Annotated in this window: 16 protein-coding genes and 1 riboswitch; of the genes, 11 read left to right on the forward strand and 5 right to left on the reverse strand. The window is 55.8% G+C overall.

Features of this window, described 5'->3' with window-relative positions; translation table 11 throughout:
- Positions 1-21 precede the first annotated feature (21 nt).
- The 5 genes from ACN0XZ_RS05615 to rpsD all read left to right on the forward strand — a co-directional run bounded on the left by ACN0XZ_RS05615 (position 22) and on the right by rpsD (position 3,508).
- Positions 22-1,077 (forward strand): alpha/beta hydrolase, encoded by a 1,056-nt coding sequence (locus ACN0XZ_RS05615; RefSeq protein ID WP_417456748.1) that lies wholly within the window; start codon positions 22-24, stop codon positions 1,075-1,077.
- Positions 1,078-1,202: 125 nt separating this feature from the next.
- Positions 1,203-1,457 (forward strand): metal-sensing transcriptional repressor, encoded by a 255-nt coding sequence (locus ACN0XZ_RS05620; RefSeq protein ID WP_417456749.1) that lies wholly within the window; start codon positions 1,203-1,205, stop codon positions 1,455-1,457.
- Positions 1,458-1,473: 16 nt separating this feature from the next.
- Positions 1,474-2,013 carry a rhodanese-like domain-containing protein gene (locus ACN0XZ_RS05625; protein ID WP_417456750.1) on the forward strand — a complete coding sequence of 180 codons (540 nt, stop codon included), beginning with the start codon at positions 1,474-1,476 and terminating at the stop codon, positions 2,011-2,013.
- A 9-nt stretch (positions 2,014-2,022) separates the two neighbouring features.
- Positions 2,023-2,718 (forward strand): MBL fold metallo-hydrolase, encoded by a 696-nt coding sequence (locus ACN0XZ_RS05630; protein WP_417456751.1) that lies wholly within the window; start codon positions 2,023-2,025, stop codon positions 2,716-2,718.
- Between the two features lie 178 nt (positions 2,719-2,896).
- On the forward strand, positions 2,897-3,508 hold the full coding sequence (rpsD, locus tag ACN0XZ_RS05635) for a 30S ribosomal protein S4 (protein ID WP_417456752.1): 612 nt from the start codon (positions 2,897-2,899) through the stop codon (positions 3,506-3,508).
- A 343-nt stretch (positions 3,509-3,851) separates the two neighbouring features.
- On the opposite strand, the gene ACN0XZ_RS05640 is transcribed toward rpsD, so the two are convergent.
- From ACN0XZ_RS05640 to ACN0XZ_RS05650, 3 genes are all read right to left on the reverse strand, one after another.
- Positions 3,852-4,742, reverse strand: coding sequence for a hypothetical protein (locus tag ACN0XZ_RS05640; RefSeq protein WP_417456753.1), 891 nt, complete (start codon positions 4,740-4,742; stop codon positions 3,852-3,854).
- A gap of 60 nt (positions 4,743-4,802) precedes the next feature.
- The gene (locus tag ACN0XZ_RS05645; RefSeq protein WP_417456754.1) at positions 4,803-5,237 is read right to left on the reverse strand and encodes a hypothetical protein; all 435 of its coding nucleotides are present in this window, start codon (positions 5,235-5,237) and stop codon (positions 4,803-4,805) included.
- Between the two features lie 61 nt (positions 5,238-5,298).
- Positions 5,299-5,433, reverse strand: coding sequence for a hypothetical protein (locus ACN0XZ_RS05650; RefSeq protein WP_417456755.1), 135 nt, complete (start codon positions 5,431-5,433; stop codon positions 5,299-5,301).
- Between the two features lie 215 nt (positions 5,434-5,648).
- Here ACN0XZ_RS05650 and ACN0XZ_RS05655 point away from each other — a divergent pair, with 215 nt between their 5' ends.
- The 6 genes from ACN0XZ_RS05655 to ACN0XZ_RS05680 all read left to right on the forward strand — a co-directional run bounded on the left by ACN0XZ_RS05655 (position 5,649) and on the right by ACN0XZ_RS05680 (position 14,091).
- Positions 5,649-6,128, forward strand: coding sequence for a GNAT family N-acetyltransferase (locus ACN0XZ_RS05655; RefSeq protein ID WP_417456756.1), 480 nt, complete (start codon positions 5,649-5,651; stop codon positions 6,126-6,128).
- A 394-nt stretch (positions 6,129-6,522) separates the two neighbouring features.
- Positions 6,523-8,769 (forward strand): methyl-accepting chemotaxis protein, encoded by a 2,247-nt coding sequence (locus tag ACN0XZ_RS05660; protein WP_417456757.1) that lies wholly within the window; start codon positions 6,523-6,525, stop codon positions 8,767-8,769.
- A 36-nt stretch (positions 8,770-8,805) separates the two neighbouring features.
- The gene (locus tag ACN0XZ_RS05665; protein ID WP_417456758.1) at positions 8,806-9,573 is read left to right on the forward strand and encodes a TorF family putative porin; all 768 of its coding nucleotides are present in this window, start codon (positions 8,806-8,808) and stop codon (positions 9,571-9,573) included.
- Between the two features lie 158 nt (positions 9,574-9,731).
- A riboswitch (TPP riboswitch) is annotated at positions 9,732-9,855 on the forward strand.
- Positions 9,851-11,689 carry a phosphomethylpyrimidine synthase ThiC gene (thiC, locus tag ACN0XZ_RS05670; RefSeq protein WP_417456759.1) on the forward strand — a complete coding sequence of 613 codons (1,839 nt, stop codon included), beginning with the start codon at positions 9,851-9,853 and terminating at the stop codon, positions 11,687-11,689. Its footprint overlaps the riboswitch before it by 5 nt.
- 229 nt (positions 11,690-11,918) lie before the next feature.
- Positions 11,919-12,656, forward strand: a complete 738-nt coding sequence (locus tag ACN0XZ_RS05675) for a hypothetical protein (protein WP_417456760.1) — start codon at positions 11,919-11,921, stop codon at positions 12,654-12,656.
- 121 nt (positions 12,657-12,777) lie between these two features.
- The gene (locus tag ACN0XZ_RS05680; RefSeq protein WP_417456761.1) at positions 12,778-14,091 is read left to right on the forward strand and encodes an alkaline phosphatase PhoX; all 1,314 of its coding nucleotides are present in this window, start codon (positions 12,778-12,780) and stop codon (positions 14,089-14,091) included.
- A 39-nt stretch (positions 14,092-14,130) separates the two neighbouring features.
- On the opposite strand, the gene ACN0XZ_RS05685 is transcribed toward ACN0XZ_RS05680, so the two are convergent.
- Entirely contained in the window at positions 14,131-15,516 is a 1,386-nt protein-coding gene (locus ACN0XZ_RS05685) for a S1 family peptidase (RefSeq protein WP_417456762.1), read from the reverse strand.
- 19 nt (positions 15,517-15,535) lie between these two features.
- Positions 15,536-17,515, reverse strand: coding sequence for a hypothetical protein (locus ACN0XZ_RS05690; RefSeq protein ID WP_417456763.1), 1,980 nt, complete (start codon positions 17,513-17,515; stop codon positions 15,536-15,538).
- Positions 17,516-17,641 lie beyond the last annotated feature (126 nt).

The following is a 17,641-nucleotide window of genomic DNA, read 5'->3' on the forward strand; positions in this document are numbered from 1 at the left end:
GTCTTAGCGGAAGAGGGTGTTATGAGGCGGTATTGGAAACAGCTTGCTAAAGCAGCGGTGCTTGTGACTGCATTTGGTGATGCGGGTTTGGCGGTGGATCAGAAGGAAACGCCTGATGCCGCCGTTTCCGTGCCTGCATTCTCCATGCCGCCCTCTGGGTATTTGAGTGATGCGGCGAAGAAGCGCCAGGCTGAAAATATGCTGGTGCAACATCCGTCACGCGCGGAAGATATCACGGTACTGCGCGCCTTCTATGACGAGCAGAACAGCGCGCGGGCTGAGCTGATGCGGCAGAAATATGCGGTGGATGTGCACGCAGATACTATAGCGGGTGTCCCGGTGCAGATTGTGGAACCCAAGGCCGGAGCAAGGCCTGAACAGGCCGGGCGGGTGCTGATAAACCTGCATGGCGGCGCCTTCATGTGGGGTGCGGGCAGCGGGGAGCTGGTGGAAGCTATCCCAATAGCCGCCATCGGTCGTATGAAGGTCATCACCCTTGATTATCGTATGGCGCCTGAGCATCGTTTCCCTGCGGGGTCTGAGGATGCGTTTGCGGTCTATAAAACATTGCTTGAGAGCCATGCTGCGACAGCCATTGGCATCTATGGCTGTTCCGCCGGTGGTGTTCTTACCGCGCAAACAACAGCCTTGATCCTTGAGAAAGGCTTGCCCGCGCCGGGCGCTATAGGGACGTTTTGCGGCACAGGCATTGACTATGGTGGGGACAGTGCGGTTCTTGACGCGGCCCTTAATGGCCATGTGCCCTTTGAGCCACTGACGGTTGGGCGCCTGCCATACTTCAGCGGTGTGACTATGCATGACAGGCTGGTCACACCCGGTGCTTTCCCGGATATGCTGTCCCGGTTCCCGCCAACCCTGTTGGTGGCCGGATCGCGGGACTTTGCCGCAAGCGCCCTTGGCAAAATGCACCGTAATATGAAAGCTGTGAGTGCGGTGTCTGACCTCGTGCTGTTTGACGGCCTGTGGCACGCCTTTTTCATGGATGCTGACTTGCCGGAGTCAGAAGAGGCTTACCGCATTATCGTCTCGTTCTTTGACCAGCACCTGTCGCGGTAAGCCTTTAGTTTCAGCACTATTGATCGTGATCGCGTGAAGCTTGGCAGCAAATTCTTGCGCTAGGTCTTGAAAGTATTTTGTTAAGCATTATACTATAGGGGGTATAGTATATTAAGGTGCATAAAATGATCAACGCCAAAGATAAATCGTCCATGAAAGCTCGCCTTGCCCGCATTGAAGGGCAGTTGCGGGGGGTTCAGCGGTTGATAGACGTGGATGAGCCGGACTGTGAAATGGTGGTGCAGCAGATGGCTGCTGCCCGGAAGGCGATGGACAAGGCCGCACACACCATGCTGGCCTGTATTATCGAGGCGCACATCAAGGCCGGTGAAACCGATGATTTGAGCGACCTTGGTGCATTGATTAGCAAATATGCGTGAATGTCAGGAGTTTGAAATGGTCTTACAGGTTGATGTTGCTGACTTCTGGTCAGAGTATGAGTTGAACAGGGAGCTTTTTGTTATCGACGTACGAACAGAGGCGGAATACGCAGCATGTCATGTGCATGGGGCAAAGCTATATCCGCTGCAAGACTTTAACCCAGTCTCTGTTCTGGCAGCGGCCGACAAGGCCGGTGCCGACGCACCCATTTATATCCTTTGCAAGGGCGGCGGAAGAGCGCAACAGGCTGGTGCCAAGCTTGTTGCCGCTGGGTCTGCTCATCCGGTTGTCGTCGTACAGGGCGGTACCGATGCATGTGCCGCGTTAGGCATGCCAGTGAAAGAAGGCAAGCCGGTAATGTCGCTAGAGCGACAGGTGCGCATAGCCGCCGGCGGCCTTGTGCTGGCGGGTGTTGTGCTCGGGGTGCTGGTGAACCCCGGGTTTTATGCGCTCTCCGGTTTTGTTGGGGCCGGGCTGATGTTCGCGGGTATTACCGATACCTGTGCCATGGGCATGATGCTTGCGCGCATGCCTTGGAACAAAGTGCAAGCGTAGGAGGGGCCAATGTTTTTCAGGCAACTGTTTGATCAAGAAAGCTGGACCTTCACCTATCTGCTCGCCGATAAGGAGACGCGGGAGGCCGTCATGATCGACCCGGTGCTGGGGCAAATGCCGCTGTATCGGAGGTTGCTTGATGAGTATGGCCTCACTCTTAAGTATGCGGTGGATACCCATGTGCATGCAGATCATGTGACGGCCCTCGGGGCGCTGCGTGACGAGTTTGGCGCCGAGAGTGTGCATGGTGTCGGCTCTGGCGCGGCTTGTGTTTCCCGCTTCATTGCTGATGGGGAGGAGCTTGCGTTCGGCCAATACAAGTTGCAGGCCATAGCCACGCCGGGCCACACGGATGACAGCTTCAGCTTTTTTCTCAAGGCTGACGGGCGCGCCATGGTGTTTACGGGCGATACACTGCTTATTCGCGGCACGGGACGGACCGACTTTCAAAATGGTGACGCGGGCATGCAGTATGATAGCCTGACCAGAAGGCTGCTCACCTTGCCGGATGACACTGTCGTGTATCCTGCGCATGACTATAAAGGCATGAATGAAAGCCGTATTGGTGAAGAAAAGGCTTATAATCCGCGCCTTCAGGTGGCGGATAAAGCGGTCTACATCGCGCTGATGGACAGCCTAGACCTGCCAAACCCCAAGTTTATGGATGTGGCGGTGCCTGCCAACCTCAAGTGCGGGAATGTGTAAATCTGCTGTTTTTTCGCGGTTTTCTGCACTTTGTCGTTGACTTTACCCCGGCTTTCCCATATTCCCCGCCCGTTAATGAATGGCCAAGGCAATGGTGATCTTGGCCGCACGGGTACCATAGTGCATCAGTTTTCGGACCGCACACGCCCGTGGCGCTTATATGAAAGGAGCGATTCGCATGTCCAAGCGTATCCAAGCGAAGTATAAAATTGACCGCCGTATGGGCGAAAACATCTGGGGCCGTGCCAAGTCTCCAGTGAACAGCCGCGAATACGGCCCAGGTCAACACGGTCAGCGCCGTAAAGGCAAGCTGTCTGACTTTGGTATCCAGCTGCGCGCCAAGCAAAAGCTGAAAGGTTACTACGGTAACATCACCGAGAAGCAGTTCCGTCGTTACTATGATGAAGCTGACCGCCGCAAAGGCGACACCGGTGAAAACCTGATCGGTATTCTTGAGTGCCGTCTGGACGCTATCGTATACCGCGCCAAGTTTGTACCAACCGTGTTCTCCGCACGTCAGTTCGTAAACCACGGCCACGTTCTCGTGAACGGCAAGCGCTGTAACATCCCATCACGCCTGCTGCGTCCTGGTGACGTTGTAGAAGTACGTGAGAAATCACGCGGCGTTCCAATGGTGATTGAAGCAACTCAAAGCCCAGAGCGTGAAACCCCGGAATACGTAACTGTAGACGGTTTCAAAGCAACCTACGTTCGTATCCCGACACTGGACGAAGTACCTTACCCAGTGATCATGGAACCGAACCTCGTGGTGGAATTCTACTCCCGTTAATCCGGGGGATGAGCCACTCCGAAAGGTCTGGACATTTTATGAGAAGGCCGCTTGCATCCGCAGGCGGCCTTTTTCTTTGAGGACACATCAATCTCGAGAGGAGGGGGTGCTGCGCCTCAATTGGCGCCGGCCACCGTTTCCTGAGAGTGGCATACTGTTGCGCCATGCATTGGTGCTTTTGCAGCGTCGACAAACCCTCTGGCCGGACCACTCGCTGAGAAACGGTGTCTCACAGCGCAGGCAGAGCCGGTCTTTAGGGGTGTCCCATGCGGGTCGTTCCTCGGTCACTATGCGAGCGGCAGGGCGAGGCTCGTGGGCCTTGCTGTTGCTCTCTCTTCTAATGTCAATCATTGTCAACACACTGGTCTTGTTCACGCCGCAGTGGTTTTGGGCAGGTCCAGTCATTGCCTGTATAATCGAGGTGAGCGCCTGTTGGCATTTTAATCGCGACACAGTCAGTGCGTGTCGCGCGGTATCCGCGCTCACACTTGAAGCCTGCGCTGTAGGACTCATCAACAAAATAGCCGTTCGTGGGAATGGGGATAAGTACGCAGGTGTTGGAGACATTCTGGTATCCACGGTCACATTTCCAGCCAAGCCCGAATGATGATCCCGTGAGGTAGGCGTTCCTGGGTACAGCAATGGCCTTGCAGCGGTCGTTTTCCTTCTGGAAGCCGCGTTCGCACTGCCAATCTGTTTCATAGGAAGAACTGCCTAGAAATCCATTCTCAGGAACGTTGATTGCGACACAGGCATCGGTTGTTGCTTGAAAACCGCGTTCACATTCCCAGCCGGAACCGTAGGTGGTGTCTGTCAGATAGGCATTTGGTGGCACGGTGACCGTGACACACTGGTTTTCATGTTCTCTGAACCCGCGTTCGCACTTCCAGCCCGAGCCATAGGTGGTTTCAGCCAAATAGGCTTTGTCGGGTATTTCAATAGCCAGGCATGCCGTGCCGCTTTCTCTGAACCCGCGCAGGCATTCCCAGCCACGCCCATAGGATTTGTTGGTCAAATAGGCATTGTCGGGGAGCGCAACTGCAAGGCATTCGTTGCCTGATTTCTGGTAGCCGTTATCGCATTCCCAGCTGTTACCGTAACCCTGTGCGTGGGCATTCGCCGGGATTCTGGTCGTTTGTTCTTCTGCCATCACGGTTGCGCCAGCATATAGCAGCAGCATCGAAAAGGCGAAGATATAAGCGGCGATATCACGTGGCCTGTATGTTGTGGTCATGATTTTTCCTTGGGTCAAACCCGCGCCTGCGCGATTGCGCCAAAGTAAGGTAAGGCTGGTTTAACTGTTGTGCCGGGGGCGGAGGCCGTCAGCGTGGTGTGGTGATAGATCCCCGCAGTCCTGCGGTAGCGTATCACTCACCCACATCATGCCTTCGTCCTCTCCGCGTTCAATAGCATCGCGGTCTGCCTTGGCGGTTTTCTTTGCGGGTCTCGCAGCTTCAAGCAGCTTCAAGGTGGTAGCCTCATCGCGCTTGAGAGCCGCCTCCAGCTCTTTTGGTGAGATCGTGAGATATTCCATCACGCCGGGATGGGCGACCTCTGCATGTAGATGCAGCGTTGCCTGCGTGCGGCGAAAGGCGGGGAAAAAGAGGTTGGGCAGAAGATCTTCTTCAAATGCCACCTTGTAAGTGCCCGCAGGCAGGCTTTTTTTATAGCCGTAAACAACAAAGGGATGTTGGAATGTCACCATATTTTCAGTTGAACGTGTAATCATGATCGCCCTCTCGGGGGTATAATGTGTCCGTGTATGGTGAACTATTCCGCCACCACTCGGACTATTTGGATTTAGCCACGACAGGTGTATCGGCAGTTGTTGCTTTGATGTCAGCGGCAGGTGTGGCGTCTTTATGAGGCGCAGTTTGATCTTTTTTCCTGCCGGTTTTTGAATTGAACATATCTTTGAATGTCATATTGTATACCTTTTGTTTTTATTTAAATCACTGTTTATTATGTTGGTATTAAATTTTTATTTACAATGATTTGTGATTTTATTTATTTTATTAAATAATTTGACATTGTATTTTCTTATTTATTTTGATTTTATTTAGATATTGTCTGCTTGTGTCAGGTCGTGTTCTGTATTTATATACGTCCGCAAAATCGAAGTTGGCTCGAAGGATATGCTATGCGTGAACCAAACCTCAGGCCTGTACGGGACGAAGATGGCCCCGCGCTGATTGCGCTGATTGGCAGCATTTTCAGCGAGTATGAAGGTGTTTATATTGAGCCGGACGGCTTGGACAGCGACCTGAATGCCTACGCAAGCTATATTGCGTCCGAGGGCGGTGAGGGTTTTGTGGTTGAGGGGCCGGGCGGTTTGCTCGCCTGTGTGTCCTATAGCCAGATTGAGGGTGACCGCTATCAACTCAAGCGTATTTACCTGAGTGCAGACCTGCGTGGTTCCGGCATGGGCCTCAAGCTGCTTCGCCACGTGGAAGGTAAAGCCAAAGCGCGGGGCGCCGCCACGATGGAGTTGTGGTCGGATACGCGCTTCACCCGCGCGCACCGGTTTTACGAGCGCGAGGGGTATGTGAAGCAGGCGGAAACCCGCGACCTGAATGACAGCTCCAACACCACCGAGTTTCAGTTTATCAAGCAGCTTTAGTGCCGCAGTGCCGCCGGTACGACCTATTGGCGCATTGGGGCAACCAATCTGATCGCACTATCAATGCGGCACCATGGTTCTCCGTTAACTATGAGCCGCCGACTGCGGCGAGTGTGCATGCTTCCTGAGTGTCTTAGGTTGTGTTTCAATTCTTAAAGATTGCAAAATTATTTCGAATATGACCTAATTTTTTGTTAACTATAAAAATAATTACCCAACACTTTGATAATTAGTAAAATTTTAAACTATTACGGTAATCTTTGGACCTAGAGGCTAGTACGCCCTCAAGAGTAGATAAAAGCACGAAACTTTGCGCTCACCACGCAAAGACACCCTGGGGGTGATGGCTGACCAGACCTCGCTTTGACTGCATCAGCATTCCGAAGAGGTCCTTATGTTGAAACTAAATGGGCTCCGTATATCTACCCGTCTGCCCCTAGTTGTTATCCTGATCGTTATTCTCACCTCCGCCGTCGTGTCCCTTTTCGCTTTTTTTCAGGCGGGCGGCGAAGTCAGCTCTCAAGTGAAGGACCGGTTGTCAGCGGTTCTGGATGCGAGAAAATCAGAGCTGCAGGGGTATCTGTCTTCCATCGAAGAAGACATGAAGCTGGTAGCCTCCAATCCGCACACCCGTGAGGCGCTGCGCGCGTTTTCCGCCGGGTGGCAGGAGATGGGGGACAACCCGGGCCCCTTGCTGCAACAGCTTTATATTGCAGACAACCCGCACCCCACAGGGGAGAAAGATAAGCTCTATAGCGCCGGTGATGGCTCGAGCTATAGCGCGGCGCACGCGCGTTTTCACCCGTGGTTTCATGCGCTGCAACAGCGCCGGGGGTATTATGATGTTTTCCTCTTCGATCCTGAAGGCAACCTTGTTTACACCGTCTTCAAGGAACTGGACTATGCCACCAACCTGAACGGCGGCAAATGGCGCGCGACCGACCTTGGCAACGCCTTCCGGGCCGCCATGAAAGTGGGGCCGGGCGGCAAGGACAGCTTCTTTGATTTCAGGGCCTATGCCCCAAGCCACGGCGCACCCGCGAGCTTCATCTCCCAGGCCATAGCAGATGAAAACGGCAACACAGCAGGCGTGCTTGTGTTCCAGATGCCGATCGAGCGCATCAACAACATCATGCAGAAAACCGCTGGCATGGGCGAAAGTGGCGAGACTTATATCGTTGGCACAGATGGTCTCATGCGCTCTGACAGTCGTTTTTCAGACGAGAGCACTATTCTTAAGGTCAAAATAGACGGCAAAACCGTTGAGGCGGGGCTGCGCGGTGAAGCTGGTGTGCAGGAGATTGAGGACTATCGCGGCATCGACGTAGTGTCCGCGCATGTGCCGTTCGAGTTTCTTGGCACCAAATGGGTGCTGATTGGTGAGCTTGATGTGGCAGAGATGGATGCGCCCATTGTTTCCATGGGGTGGTTCTTGTTGCTAATTGCAGCCCTTTTTGCGCTTATAATCGGCGTTCTCGGCTTTTTCTTTGCCCGTACTATCACGCGCCCCATCCACAATATGGTGGGGGTGATGGGTGAACTGGCGGACGGCAACGATGAAGTCACCGTCCCGCATCAGGACTATCAGGACGAAGTGGGCGACATGGCGAAAGCTGTGGGCATCTTCAAAGAAAACCTGCTTGAGCGTCGGCTCTTGCGTGAACAGGCTGACCGTGAAGCCGCAGAACGGGCTGAGCTTGATGAACGCCACCGCCGTGAAGAAGCTGCGCGCATTGAAGAAGAGCGTGAGCGTGAACGCCGCGACGCAGAAGCCAAAGAAGCCCGCGTGAAGGAAATGAGCACGCTTATCCTGGCGTTTGATGAAAAAACCTCCGAGCTGCTCACAACCGTATCCGCTGCCGCCGCGGAGCTCGAGCGCACGGCCCAGTCGATGACCGGTACGGCGGAGCATACCAATGAACTTTCCGCCACTGTGGCTGCGGCCGCCGAAGAAGCAACCGTGAACGTTCAAACGGTCGCGAGTGCAACCGAGGAGTTGAGTGCGTCTATCACCGAGATCGGGCAACAGATCGAACGCTCGAACGCCGCCAATATGTCCGCAGCTAATAAGGCAGAAGAAGCGGGCGGTGTGATGGCCGAACTTGAGGAGGCCTCACAGGAGATCACCGAGGTCGTGAAGCTCATCAACGATATCGCTGAGCAAACCAACCTTCTGGCCCTTAATGCGACCATTGAGGCCGCGCGGGCGGGTGATGCAGGCAAGGGTTTTGCTGTTGTTGCAAGCGAGGTCAAGTCGCTCGCCGGGCAAACTGCCAAGGCGACGGACCAGATCGAGCAGCAGATCCGCGCGGTGCAGGAAAAAACCACCGTCGCGAGCCGTTCGATGGATGCGATCCGCAATGCGGTGCAGGAAACGGCGGAGCTGGCCTCAGCTGTCGCCGCAGCGATTGAGCAGCAACGTGCCGCTACGGGGGAGATTGCCCGCAATGTGCAGGAAGCTGCTACCGGCACGCAGGACGTGAACCGCAATATCGTAAGCGTGTCAGAGGGGGCATCTGAAACCATGGCGGCGTCAGGGCAGGTGCTCACCGCGTCCCATGAGGTTTCCGGCGTGTCCACATCGCTCAAAACCTCGGTTGAGGACTTCCTCGGCAACATCCGCAACGTGATGAGAAGCTAACGGGCTTCCCCAATACTGCCTTTCAAGGAGTTGACTATGAGAACACAACACCAAAATCCCCCACGCGGCGGCCACACCAAGGTGCAAGCCGCGTCCGGCGCTGGCCGCATCAAACGCGCGCTTCTCTGGCTTATTGTCGGGTTTGCTATCGCTGGTGCCATGGCACTGAACGCGCGCGGTGCGCGGGCCGATGAAGGTTCTGGCCTCTCTCTTTCCGCCAACGCAGCGATCGCTAGTGACTACCGCTTCCGGGGCATTTCGCTTTCAGACCGGGATTTTGCCATCCAGGGCGGTTTTGATGTCGAGCATGAAAGCGGCTTTTACCTTGGCACTTGGGGCAGCTCGATTGAGAGTTATGCCGGGTCCGAATTTGAGCTTGATATCTATGGCGGGTACGCAAGCGAGATCGGTGGTCTCTCAACCGATATTGGCCTTCTGGCTTATACATACCCCGGCTCAAGCGGCACTTATTATCTTGAGGTTTACGGCTCTGTGGGCGGCAACGCAGGCCCCGCAAGCTGGACGCTGGGCGGTGCTTATGTGTGGGGGCAGGAAAACACCGGCAATCAGGATAATATCTATCTTTATCTGGACGGTGAAATGCCACTTGGCGACAGCCCGTTTTCCCTCATGGGGCATGTGGCTTATGAAGACGGTGCCTTTGGTACCAACAAATGGGATTGGCACGGCGGTGTCGCCTATAATTTTGAGCAGTTCACACTCTCCCTCAAATATATAAAAACAAACGTGGATGCGCGCGAGGGCAAGGGCGCTGTTGTGGCTATGGTAAGCGCCAGCTTCTAAGGGCAGGGAAGCAGGCGTCATCAGGCGGGGTGGGTGTGTGCTAGGCACGCCCGCCTCTTTTATGTTAGGGCTGGGATGCAGATATCAGCCACCCGATTTTTTGGGGGAAAGCGCTTGCGAGCGCGCGCCTGGGGGCGTACATAAGGCACTTCACTTAACCGCGTTCCGAGGGGAGCCCGCCGCACCCATGGCAAAGGGCTGAGAGTCTGCAAACATTGGCGCAGAGACCCTTAGAACCTGATCTGGCTAACACCAGCGCAAGGGACGGAGCAATCAAATGCCTGATACAGCAAACCAAAGCTTTAATGTTACGACCGGCGAACTGCCGGGCTCGAAAAAGATTTATGTGCGGTCTGAACTCGACCCCACCATCCGCGTACCCATGCGGGAAATTTACCTGCACCCATCGGCCAACGAAGTGCCCGTGCGTGTGTATGATACATCCGGCCCCTATTCGGACCCATCCGCCAACATTGATATCTATGAAGGCCTCGCAGACCTGCGCCGTGCCTGGATTGAAGGCCGCGGCGATGTGGAAGAATATGAAGGCCGTGAGATCAAGCCGGAAGACAACGGCAAGGTGGAAGGCGACTATCTGGCGCCAGAATTCCCGGTGAAAAAACGCCCGCTGCGCGCCAAGGATGGCGCCAACGTGAGCCAGATGCACTACGCAAAAAAAGGCCTTATCACGCCTGAGATGGAATATGTGGCGGTGCGGGAAAACCTTGGCCGCAAGGTGATGGCCGAAAAGCTGAAACGCGACGGTGACCCCATGGGCGCCAATATCCCGGATTATATCACGGCTGAGTTCGTGCGGGACGAGATCGCCGCTGGCCGCGCCATTATCCCCGCCAACATCAACCACCCGGAAACCGAGCCGATGATCATTGGCCGGAACTTCCTCGTGAAAATCAACGCCAACATCGGCAACTCGGCGGTCAGCTCCTCCATCGCGGAAGAGGTAGACAAAATGGTCTGGGCCACACGCTGGGGCGCGGATACGGTGATGGACCTCTCCACGGGCCGCAACATCCACAACACGCGGGAATGGATCATCCGCAACTCTCCTGTGCCCATCGGCACCGTGCCAATCTATCAGGCGCTTGAGAAGGTGGACGGTGTTGCCGAAGACCTGACCTGGGAGATTTACCGCGATACGCTGATTGAACAGTGCGAGCAGGGCGTTGACTATTTCACCATTCACGCCGGTGTGCGCCTGCCGTTCATTCATCTCACCGCCAAGCGGGTGACCGGCATCGTCTCCCGTGGTGGCTCCATCATGGCGAAATGGTGCCTGGCGCACCACAAGGAAAGCTTCCTCTACACCCACTTCGAGGAAATCTGCGAGATCATGAAACGCTATGACGTTTCCTTCTCCCTTGGTGACGGCCTGCGCCCGGGCAGCATTGCGGACGCGAACGACGAAGCCCAGTTTGCGGAGCTGCGCACCCTTGGGGAGCTGACCAAAATCGCATGGAAGCATGACGTGCAGGTGATGATCGAAGGCCCGGGCCACGTGGCCATGCACAAGATCAAGGAAAACATGGAAGAGCAGTTGAAGCACTGCCATGAAGCACCGTTTTACACCCTCGGGCCACTCACAACCGATATCGCACCGGGGTATGACCATATCACCTCGGCCATCGGTGCGGCGCAGATCGGCTGGTACGGCACCGCCATGCTGTGTTACGTCACGCCGAAGGAACACCTTGGCCTGCCGGACCGGAACGACGTGAAAGTGGGTGTGATCACCTACAAGCTCGCGGCCCACGCGGCAGACCTCGCCAAAGGCCATCCGGCGTCGCAACTCAGGGATGACGCAGTTTCCCGTGCGCGGTTTGAGTTCCGCTGGGAAGACCAGTTCAACCTGAGCCTAGACCCCGAAACAGCACGTGATTATCACGACCAGACGCTTCCAAAAGAGGCGCACAAAGTGGCGCACTTCTGCTCCATGTGCGGGCCGAAGTTCTGCTCGATGAAAATCACGCAGGAAGTGCGGGACTTCGCCGCCGCGAAAGAGGAAGCGGAGACCGGCATGAAACAAATGTCGGAAGAGTTCAAAAAACGCGGCGCAGACCTCTACCTGCCTGCGGACGAGGTAACTGCGGCGGAGTAACAAGCCTACCATGCCCGCGTAGGCGGGCATCCTCAATCACGTCATTCCCGCAACCACAAATGTCATTCCCGCGAAGGCGGGAATCCAGTGCACAGGGCGAGCTTTTCCCAACCCCTTCTGGACCCCCGCCTTCGCGGGGGTGACGGCATGAGTAGGTTTTACACTTACACGCTTGACGAGAACAGAAAGACCGGGGCACCATGCTCCGGTCTTTTTTATTGGGGGCTGTATGCAGACTAGATATTTGGGTGACACGCATGATTGCATTAAATATGCCTTGTTAAGGCATTTGGTTCGTGAGACCGGTTTATCCCTTGGGGTCAATTGGTATCTGACCGATCCAGCAGAGGTCGACGCAGCAGGCAATAATCATGGAGAGAAGCGCCATCACTTGAACGGCCCACGCTGGAAGACCTTGGACGCCGAGGTGTTGACCCACTTAGCTCGTTTTAGTGAACCGGCTGAACGCACACTGGAAAATATACAAACGGCTGGCGTACTGCCCAAAAATAGTCAGTTTTACGGGGATGTTTTGGGATGGGAAGGTCGGGAGGCTTGGCACCAAAAGGCTTGCCGGGCTATGCAATCGTCCGATCTGGTTTTTCTTGACCCAGACAATGGGTTTCAGGTGCCATCAATGAGTAGAAGTAAAGCCCCCAAATACGCCCTGTATGAGGAATTTCAAGACTATATTAATGCCGGAAAAACAGTGGTTTCGATTCAGTTTGCGCGCCAGTGCGACCCGATTAAACGAGCGACCACGATAAGCCAGTTCCTCAGTATCATGATGTCAGACGCCGATATTTTTCCGGTCGTGCGTGGCCGGGTCGCTCCCAACATTCTTTTCTTCACCGCTTCCCCAAAAGGGCAAGGAGAGGAGGTCAAGCAGGCTCTTCACAGTTTTGTAAGACAGCACCAAGAGAAGATCACAAATGGCACACCATTGGTAGAACTTGTGACTGGTTAGAATTATTTGATAGGTTTGATGTGGTCGTTTTCAGATGAGTGAGAATAGCAAACCTTGACGCTCTCCCTCTCCACCAGCATGCTGCCCGCGTTTGACAGAAAAATAACGCGGGAGGATGGCTATGACGAACACACTCAACAGGCGTGGGTTTCTGGGGGCTGTGGCGGGCACAGGCGGGGCGATGCTGGTGCCCGGCACGCTGGGTGCCACGCTCCTTAGCCTGTCTGCCTGCGGCAGTGCGGCGCGGCCGAAGCTTGGGCCGGGTTTGAAGCCTGACCCTGACGGCGTCGTCGATCTGCCCGAAGGTTTCACCTACAAGGTGATCTCCATGGCGGGGGAGCTGATGTCAGACGGCCTTGAGGTGCCCGGCTATCATGACGGCATGGGCGCGTTTGAAGGCCCGGACGGGGAGACCGTTCTGGTGCGCAACCATGAAACGCCGCTTTATTTCCCGTCAGACCCACCCTCACCAAAGCCTGATATGGCGTACGACCCCAAATCTTCTGGCGGCACCACAACCATCTGGCTTGATGGTGACCTCAATGTGCTCAAGCATCACCTGAGCCTCACGGGCACCATCCGCAACTGTTCCGGCGGCATCACGCCGTGGCGCACGTGGGTAAGCTGTGAGGAAGCAGGCTATGACGGCTGGGAAATGGGCAAACGCCATGGTTACGCCTTTGAGGTAGATCCGTTCTCCCCGCTCAAACGCATTGAGCCGATCAAGGCCATGGGGCGCTTCAACCATGAAGCCATGGCGGTAGACGGTGCCGGGGTGGTGTATGAAACTGAAGACAACACGGTTGGCTGTTTTTACCGCTATATCCCTCGCACGCCGGGACGGTTGATGGAAGGCGGCACGCTGCAGGCGCTGGCGTTTACTGACGGCCGCAAACACACGACCGATGAACCGCTTGAGCCCGGCCGCGCGTATGACTGTGACTGGGTCACCATTGATGAGCCAGACCCGGAAGAGAACACTGTGGCGGAAGAAGCGCAAAGTAAGGGCGCAGCCATTTTTGTGCGCGGTGAGGGCATTGTGACAGCACCCGACGGTATTTATTTCACCTGCACCTCAGGCGGGCGTGAAAGCCTTGGGCAGATATTCAAATATATCCCCGGCGCAACCCCGGCGGACGGCGGGCAGATCATGCTGGTTTTTGAAGCGAGAGAAGAGGGCGCGCTTGAGATGCCGGACAATATCGTCATGAGCCCATGGGGTGACCTTATCATTTGTGAGGATTGTGACCAGGACAGCCAGCGCCTTGTGGGCCTTACGCCAGACGGCAGGCTGTACCATATTGCGGGCACCACGATTTCCGAGTGGGCAGGGGCGTGTTTCTCCCCAGACGGCAAAACGCTGTTCGCCAATATCCAGAAAGACCCGGGGCGCACCATTGCCATCCGTGGGCCATGGGAAAGCTTGCGTGGTTAGGACTACACCTGGTGGTGGGGTAGGTGGGTGAGGCTGGGCCTAACCAATCACCTCACCACCATCCTCAAACCGGCGCAGGCGGTTAAGCCAGCCGCTCTCTGGCCTTAGCTGGAGGGTGTCACCCTTGGCGACCAAGCCAAAATCCGGGTTATTCCCGTCAAGGCTCAGGGCCACCTCCATATTGCCGCCAAGGGATAACATGGCTTTCACGTCTGTCACGCCTTCGGGCAGGATATCGAGGTCAATGGCGTCGCCCGCATAAGCCGCTTCATAGAGAAGGCGCTGTTTGGGCACCGTTATTTCGCGAAGCTCCGTATAGGTCACGCCCACATTCAGGCTTGCGGGCACGTCTTCGTCGATCACCCGGCCTGAGGGGTTACGCACACATTGGCCTGCGTTTTCAAGCTTGGCTTTGAGCTGGAAGGCCTTCTGGCTTACAGCCTCAATGCCGCTGAACAGCGCTTTTGCGGCTTTCTGTATGACGCTTGTTTTGATCGTGCTGGTGTCGATGATCCAGCCTTCCGCTGCCTCGACGCCCCACATAAGGTCTTCGCTTGGCGTGCAGGGCAGGTTGGCGCTCTCAAACGTGCGGTTTACCGTGCGCCGCTCAACGCTTGATGCAGGCACGCTGCCATAAACCTTGATGCGTGCGGGCTCGGGTGTCATGGCGGCGATGATATCATCGCCGGATTTATCCACCACCTCCGTGGGGCCAAAATAGCCGGGGCCCGCAAGCCGCGTTACATAGCGGAAGGGGATGATGAAGTTATTCTGCGCGAAGCCGCGTTCCTGCCCTTTAACCACCCCAACGATACGGCCATCTTGCAGGTACACCGGGCTGCCGCTTTGGCCCGCCTTGAACTGCATGTCGGTAACCCACAGGTAAAAGTGCCCGCTGGGGCCGTCAAACGCGTTGATCTTGCCGTCCCCGGTCATATAGCTGTAGCCCTCTGGGAAGCCCATGGTGTAGACCGGTGTTTGCGCGAGCGTGATGTCTGACTGATAGGCGAACTCACGCCGTACATGGTTGAACTGGTGGCCAAAACTGCCGCGTACCCTCAGGACCAGAAGGTCTTTCATGGCGTCCAGAAAATCAACTTCTGCCGGGCGTTTCTCGCTCGCATACATGTCGCCCATATGCACGGTGATCGCCAGCGTTGACGGTTCATAGTTGCCAAGCGCCTCCAGAACATGATGGTTGGTCACCATGGTGCCAAAGCGGTCGATAAAAAAGCCGGTGGCGTGGCTTTCGACCGGCACGCCGGGGGTGAGGCTGTCGCCCGCCATCAGGGCCTTGGCAACCACATAACCAAGCGCTTTTGAAACCTGTTCATGCGCTTTCTGCACGTCTTGAGCGTGAAGGGGGACCGCCATGCTGATCGCCAGCACAGCGGTGAGGCTCAGGGTAAGGAACGAGTGTTTCATCTTGCGTGAGCCCGGATTATTAAGGCGCGCCATAGATGAACTGGATACCCGCGATATCAAGCGGGCTCAATTCGCCATCGTTGTTATAACGCTGGTTGCAATAGTTCATCACCGAGTCCGGGTCATATTCGGTCAGCATGGCGTCACCGTCCGTGCCTTGCGGGGCCAGTTGGCACTCACCCGGCGTATCCCAGCGGTTATGCTCATGCGCGAGGCCAATGGCATGGCCAAATTCATGCACCGCGATGGAGTAGATGCAGGACTGGCGCATATCGTCAGGCGACGCGCAGGCGCTGCCCCAACGGCGGAAGGTAAAGTTCAGCACCATACCGTCTTTCACGCCGTCCATATATTTGCCGAGCCCTTTCACATGCGGGCCGTTATCCGGGCTGCTGTCGTCAATACGGATGCGGATGCCGCGCGCATTACCCGCACACTTTCCCCAGCCCACAAACTTGAGGCCTGAGTGTGCCTGCCAGCTGTTGTCAACCGCGGCTTTCACGAGCATGCGGTCAGCCTCCGCCCCGCCTTCAGGGTTTTCCCAGCACACAAAAATGGTGTTTTGCGGCCATTTCGCGGGGGTGAGGAAAAACGACTTATTGTCGATCAGCAGCTGGTTGCCTTCCTTCACGATCTTGACCGGGCGGTTGGCGGCCGCCATTTCAGGCGCCATGGCCTCTTTTTCAACACCGCCGCCGGGTGTCATTGCGGCATCTGGTGCGGGGGCTGCGGGTGCGGGTTCAAGCACGCCGATGATGCTGCCGCTGCCCAGCTCTTCCTCAAGGTTGGCTTTGGCAATATCATATTTGGCTTGGGCGTTGGCAACCTTCAGCTCCGCCACAGCTTTATTCTGGTCACAAACCGCTGCACTCACGCCGTCTGCGCAGGTTTGCGCTACGATCAGCAGGGCCTTGGCTTCCGCGAGGGCAATTTCTGCGTCGCGTTTGGCTTGCTCAAGCCCTTGAATTTTAACGGTTTCTTCCTTCTCGGCAGCCTGGCGCGATTCTGGCAGGATTTTCTTCGCGATCTCAGCCGCCACGTCTTCTTTCACACCGTCCAGCACCTCGGCGATAAACAGCCCGGTTTTATTGGCGGCCTCAATTTCCGTGAGCCGGGTAACGAGCCGCGCGGGCGCAAAGCCGTTCATGCTTGTGTCCCCCGCTTTCGCGGCCTTCAGATACGCCACGCGGGAATGATAGGGCAGGCCAACTGTGCGCACCCAGCCGGTCTCCGCGCCCGGTTTTTTACCGCTCGCAAAATCATCCGGAGTCATCTTCTTGCCGCGTGCTACGTCTCCAAACCCGAGCGCGATCAGCGCATAGCTCGAGCCGTCTTCTTCCGCCGCCGGGCCTTTGATCTCATACATCAGCGTCATGCCACGCGATTTATTGCTGGTGGTAGAGTCAAGCTGGTTAACCTCCAGATACTGGCTTTTAAGCTGGAAGGCGGTTTTGTCGTTTGAATAGGCAATGCGGCCTTCATAGACGATCTTGGGTGTGCCCTTGATCTTGATGCCGTTATCTACAAGGCGTTGGCTCACCATGGCCATTGAGTTCTGGGCTGTGAAATCAACCGGGCTTGATTTATTCACCCGGCGCAGCTCAAACACATCGTTGACCGCTGCGTCCTCAAATTCGCCCACCACGGTGGTCAGGCAGCCGAAATTGGGGTTCGGCAGGATAGGCTTAAGCGTTGGCGGGGTCGCGTTCACATCCGGCGCCGCCACATAAAGGTTAAAGGTGTCCTTGTCCGTCAGTGTGTGGCTTTTTTCCTTAGAGGCTTCGCGGATGCTTTTGGCAACACCGCCGATCACCCACTCAAGCGCCATGGGCACAAAAATCCCGGCGAGGAAACCAAGCACCTTGTCGTCCCCGTTGGGTGAGAGCACACACTGCGGCGAGATATAGGATCGCACCTCGGTTTTGGCTTCGACCTGGGTTGTTGAAACTGTTGCCACGCAACCGGCGAGCATGAGTGTTGATAGGCTCCTGAACAGCATGGTTACCCCCTATGCATGTGTTTCCAGAACTTGAGACTTCGATTTTTTTCGGGCAGGACGGTTACTATAGGTTGTTTTTGAGGAAAATTCTACTGGTTATTGGTGCGTGCGCGGGCACATATTCCC

Origin of the sequence: Kordiimonas sp. (assembly GCF_048264555.1) — a bacterium.
Lineage (GTDB): Bacteria > Pseudomonadota > Alphaproteobacteria > Sphingomonadales > Kordiimonadaceae > Kordiimonas.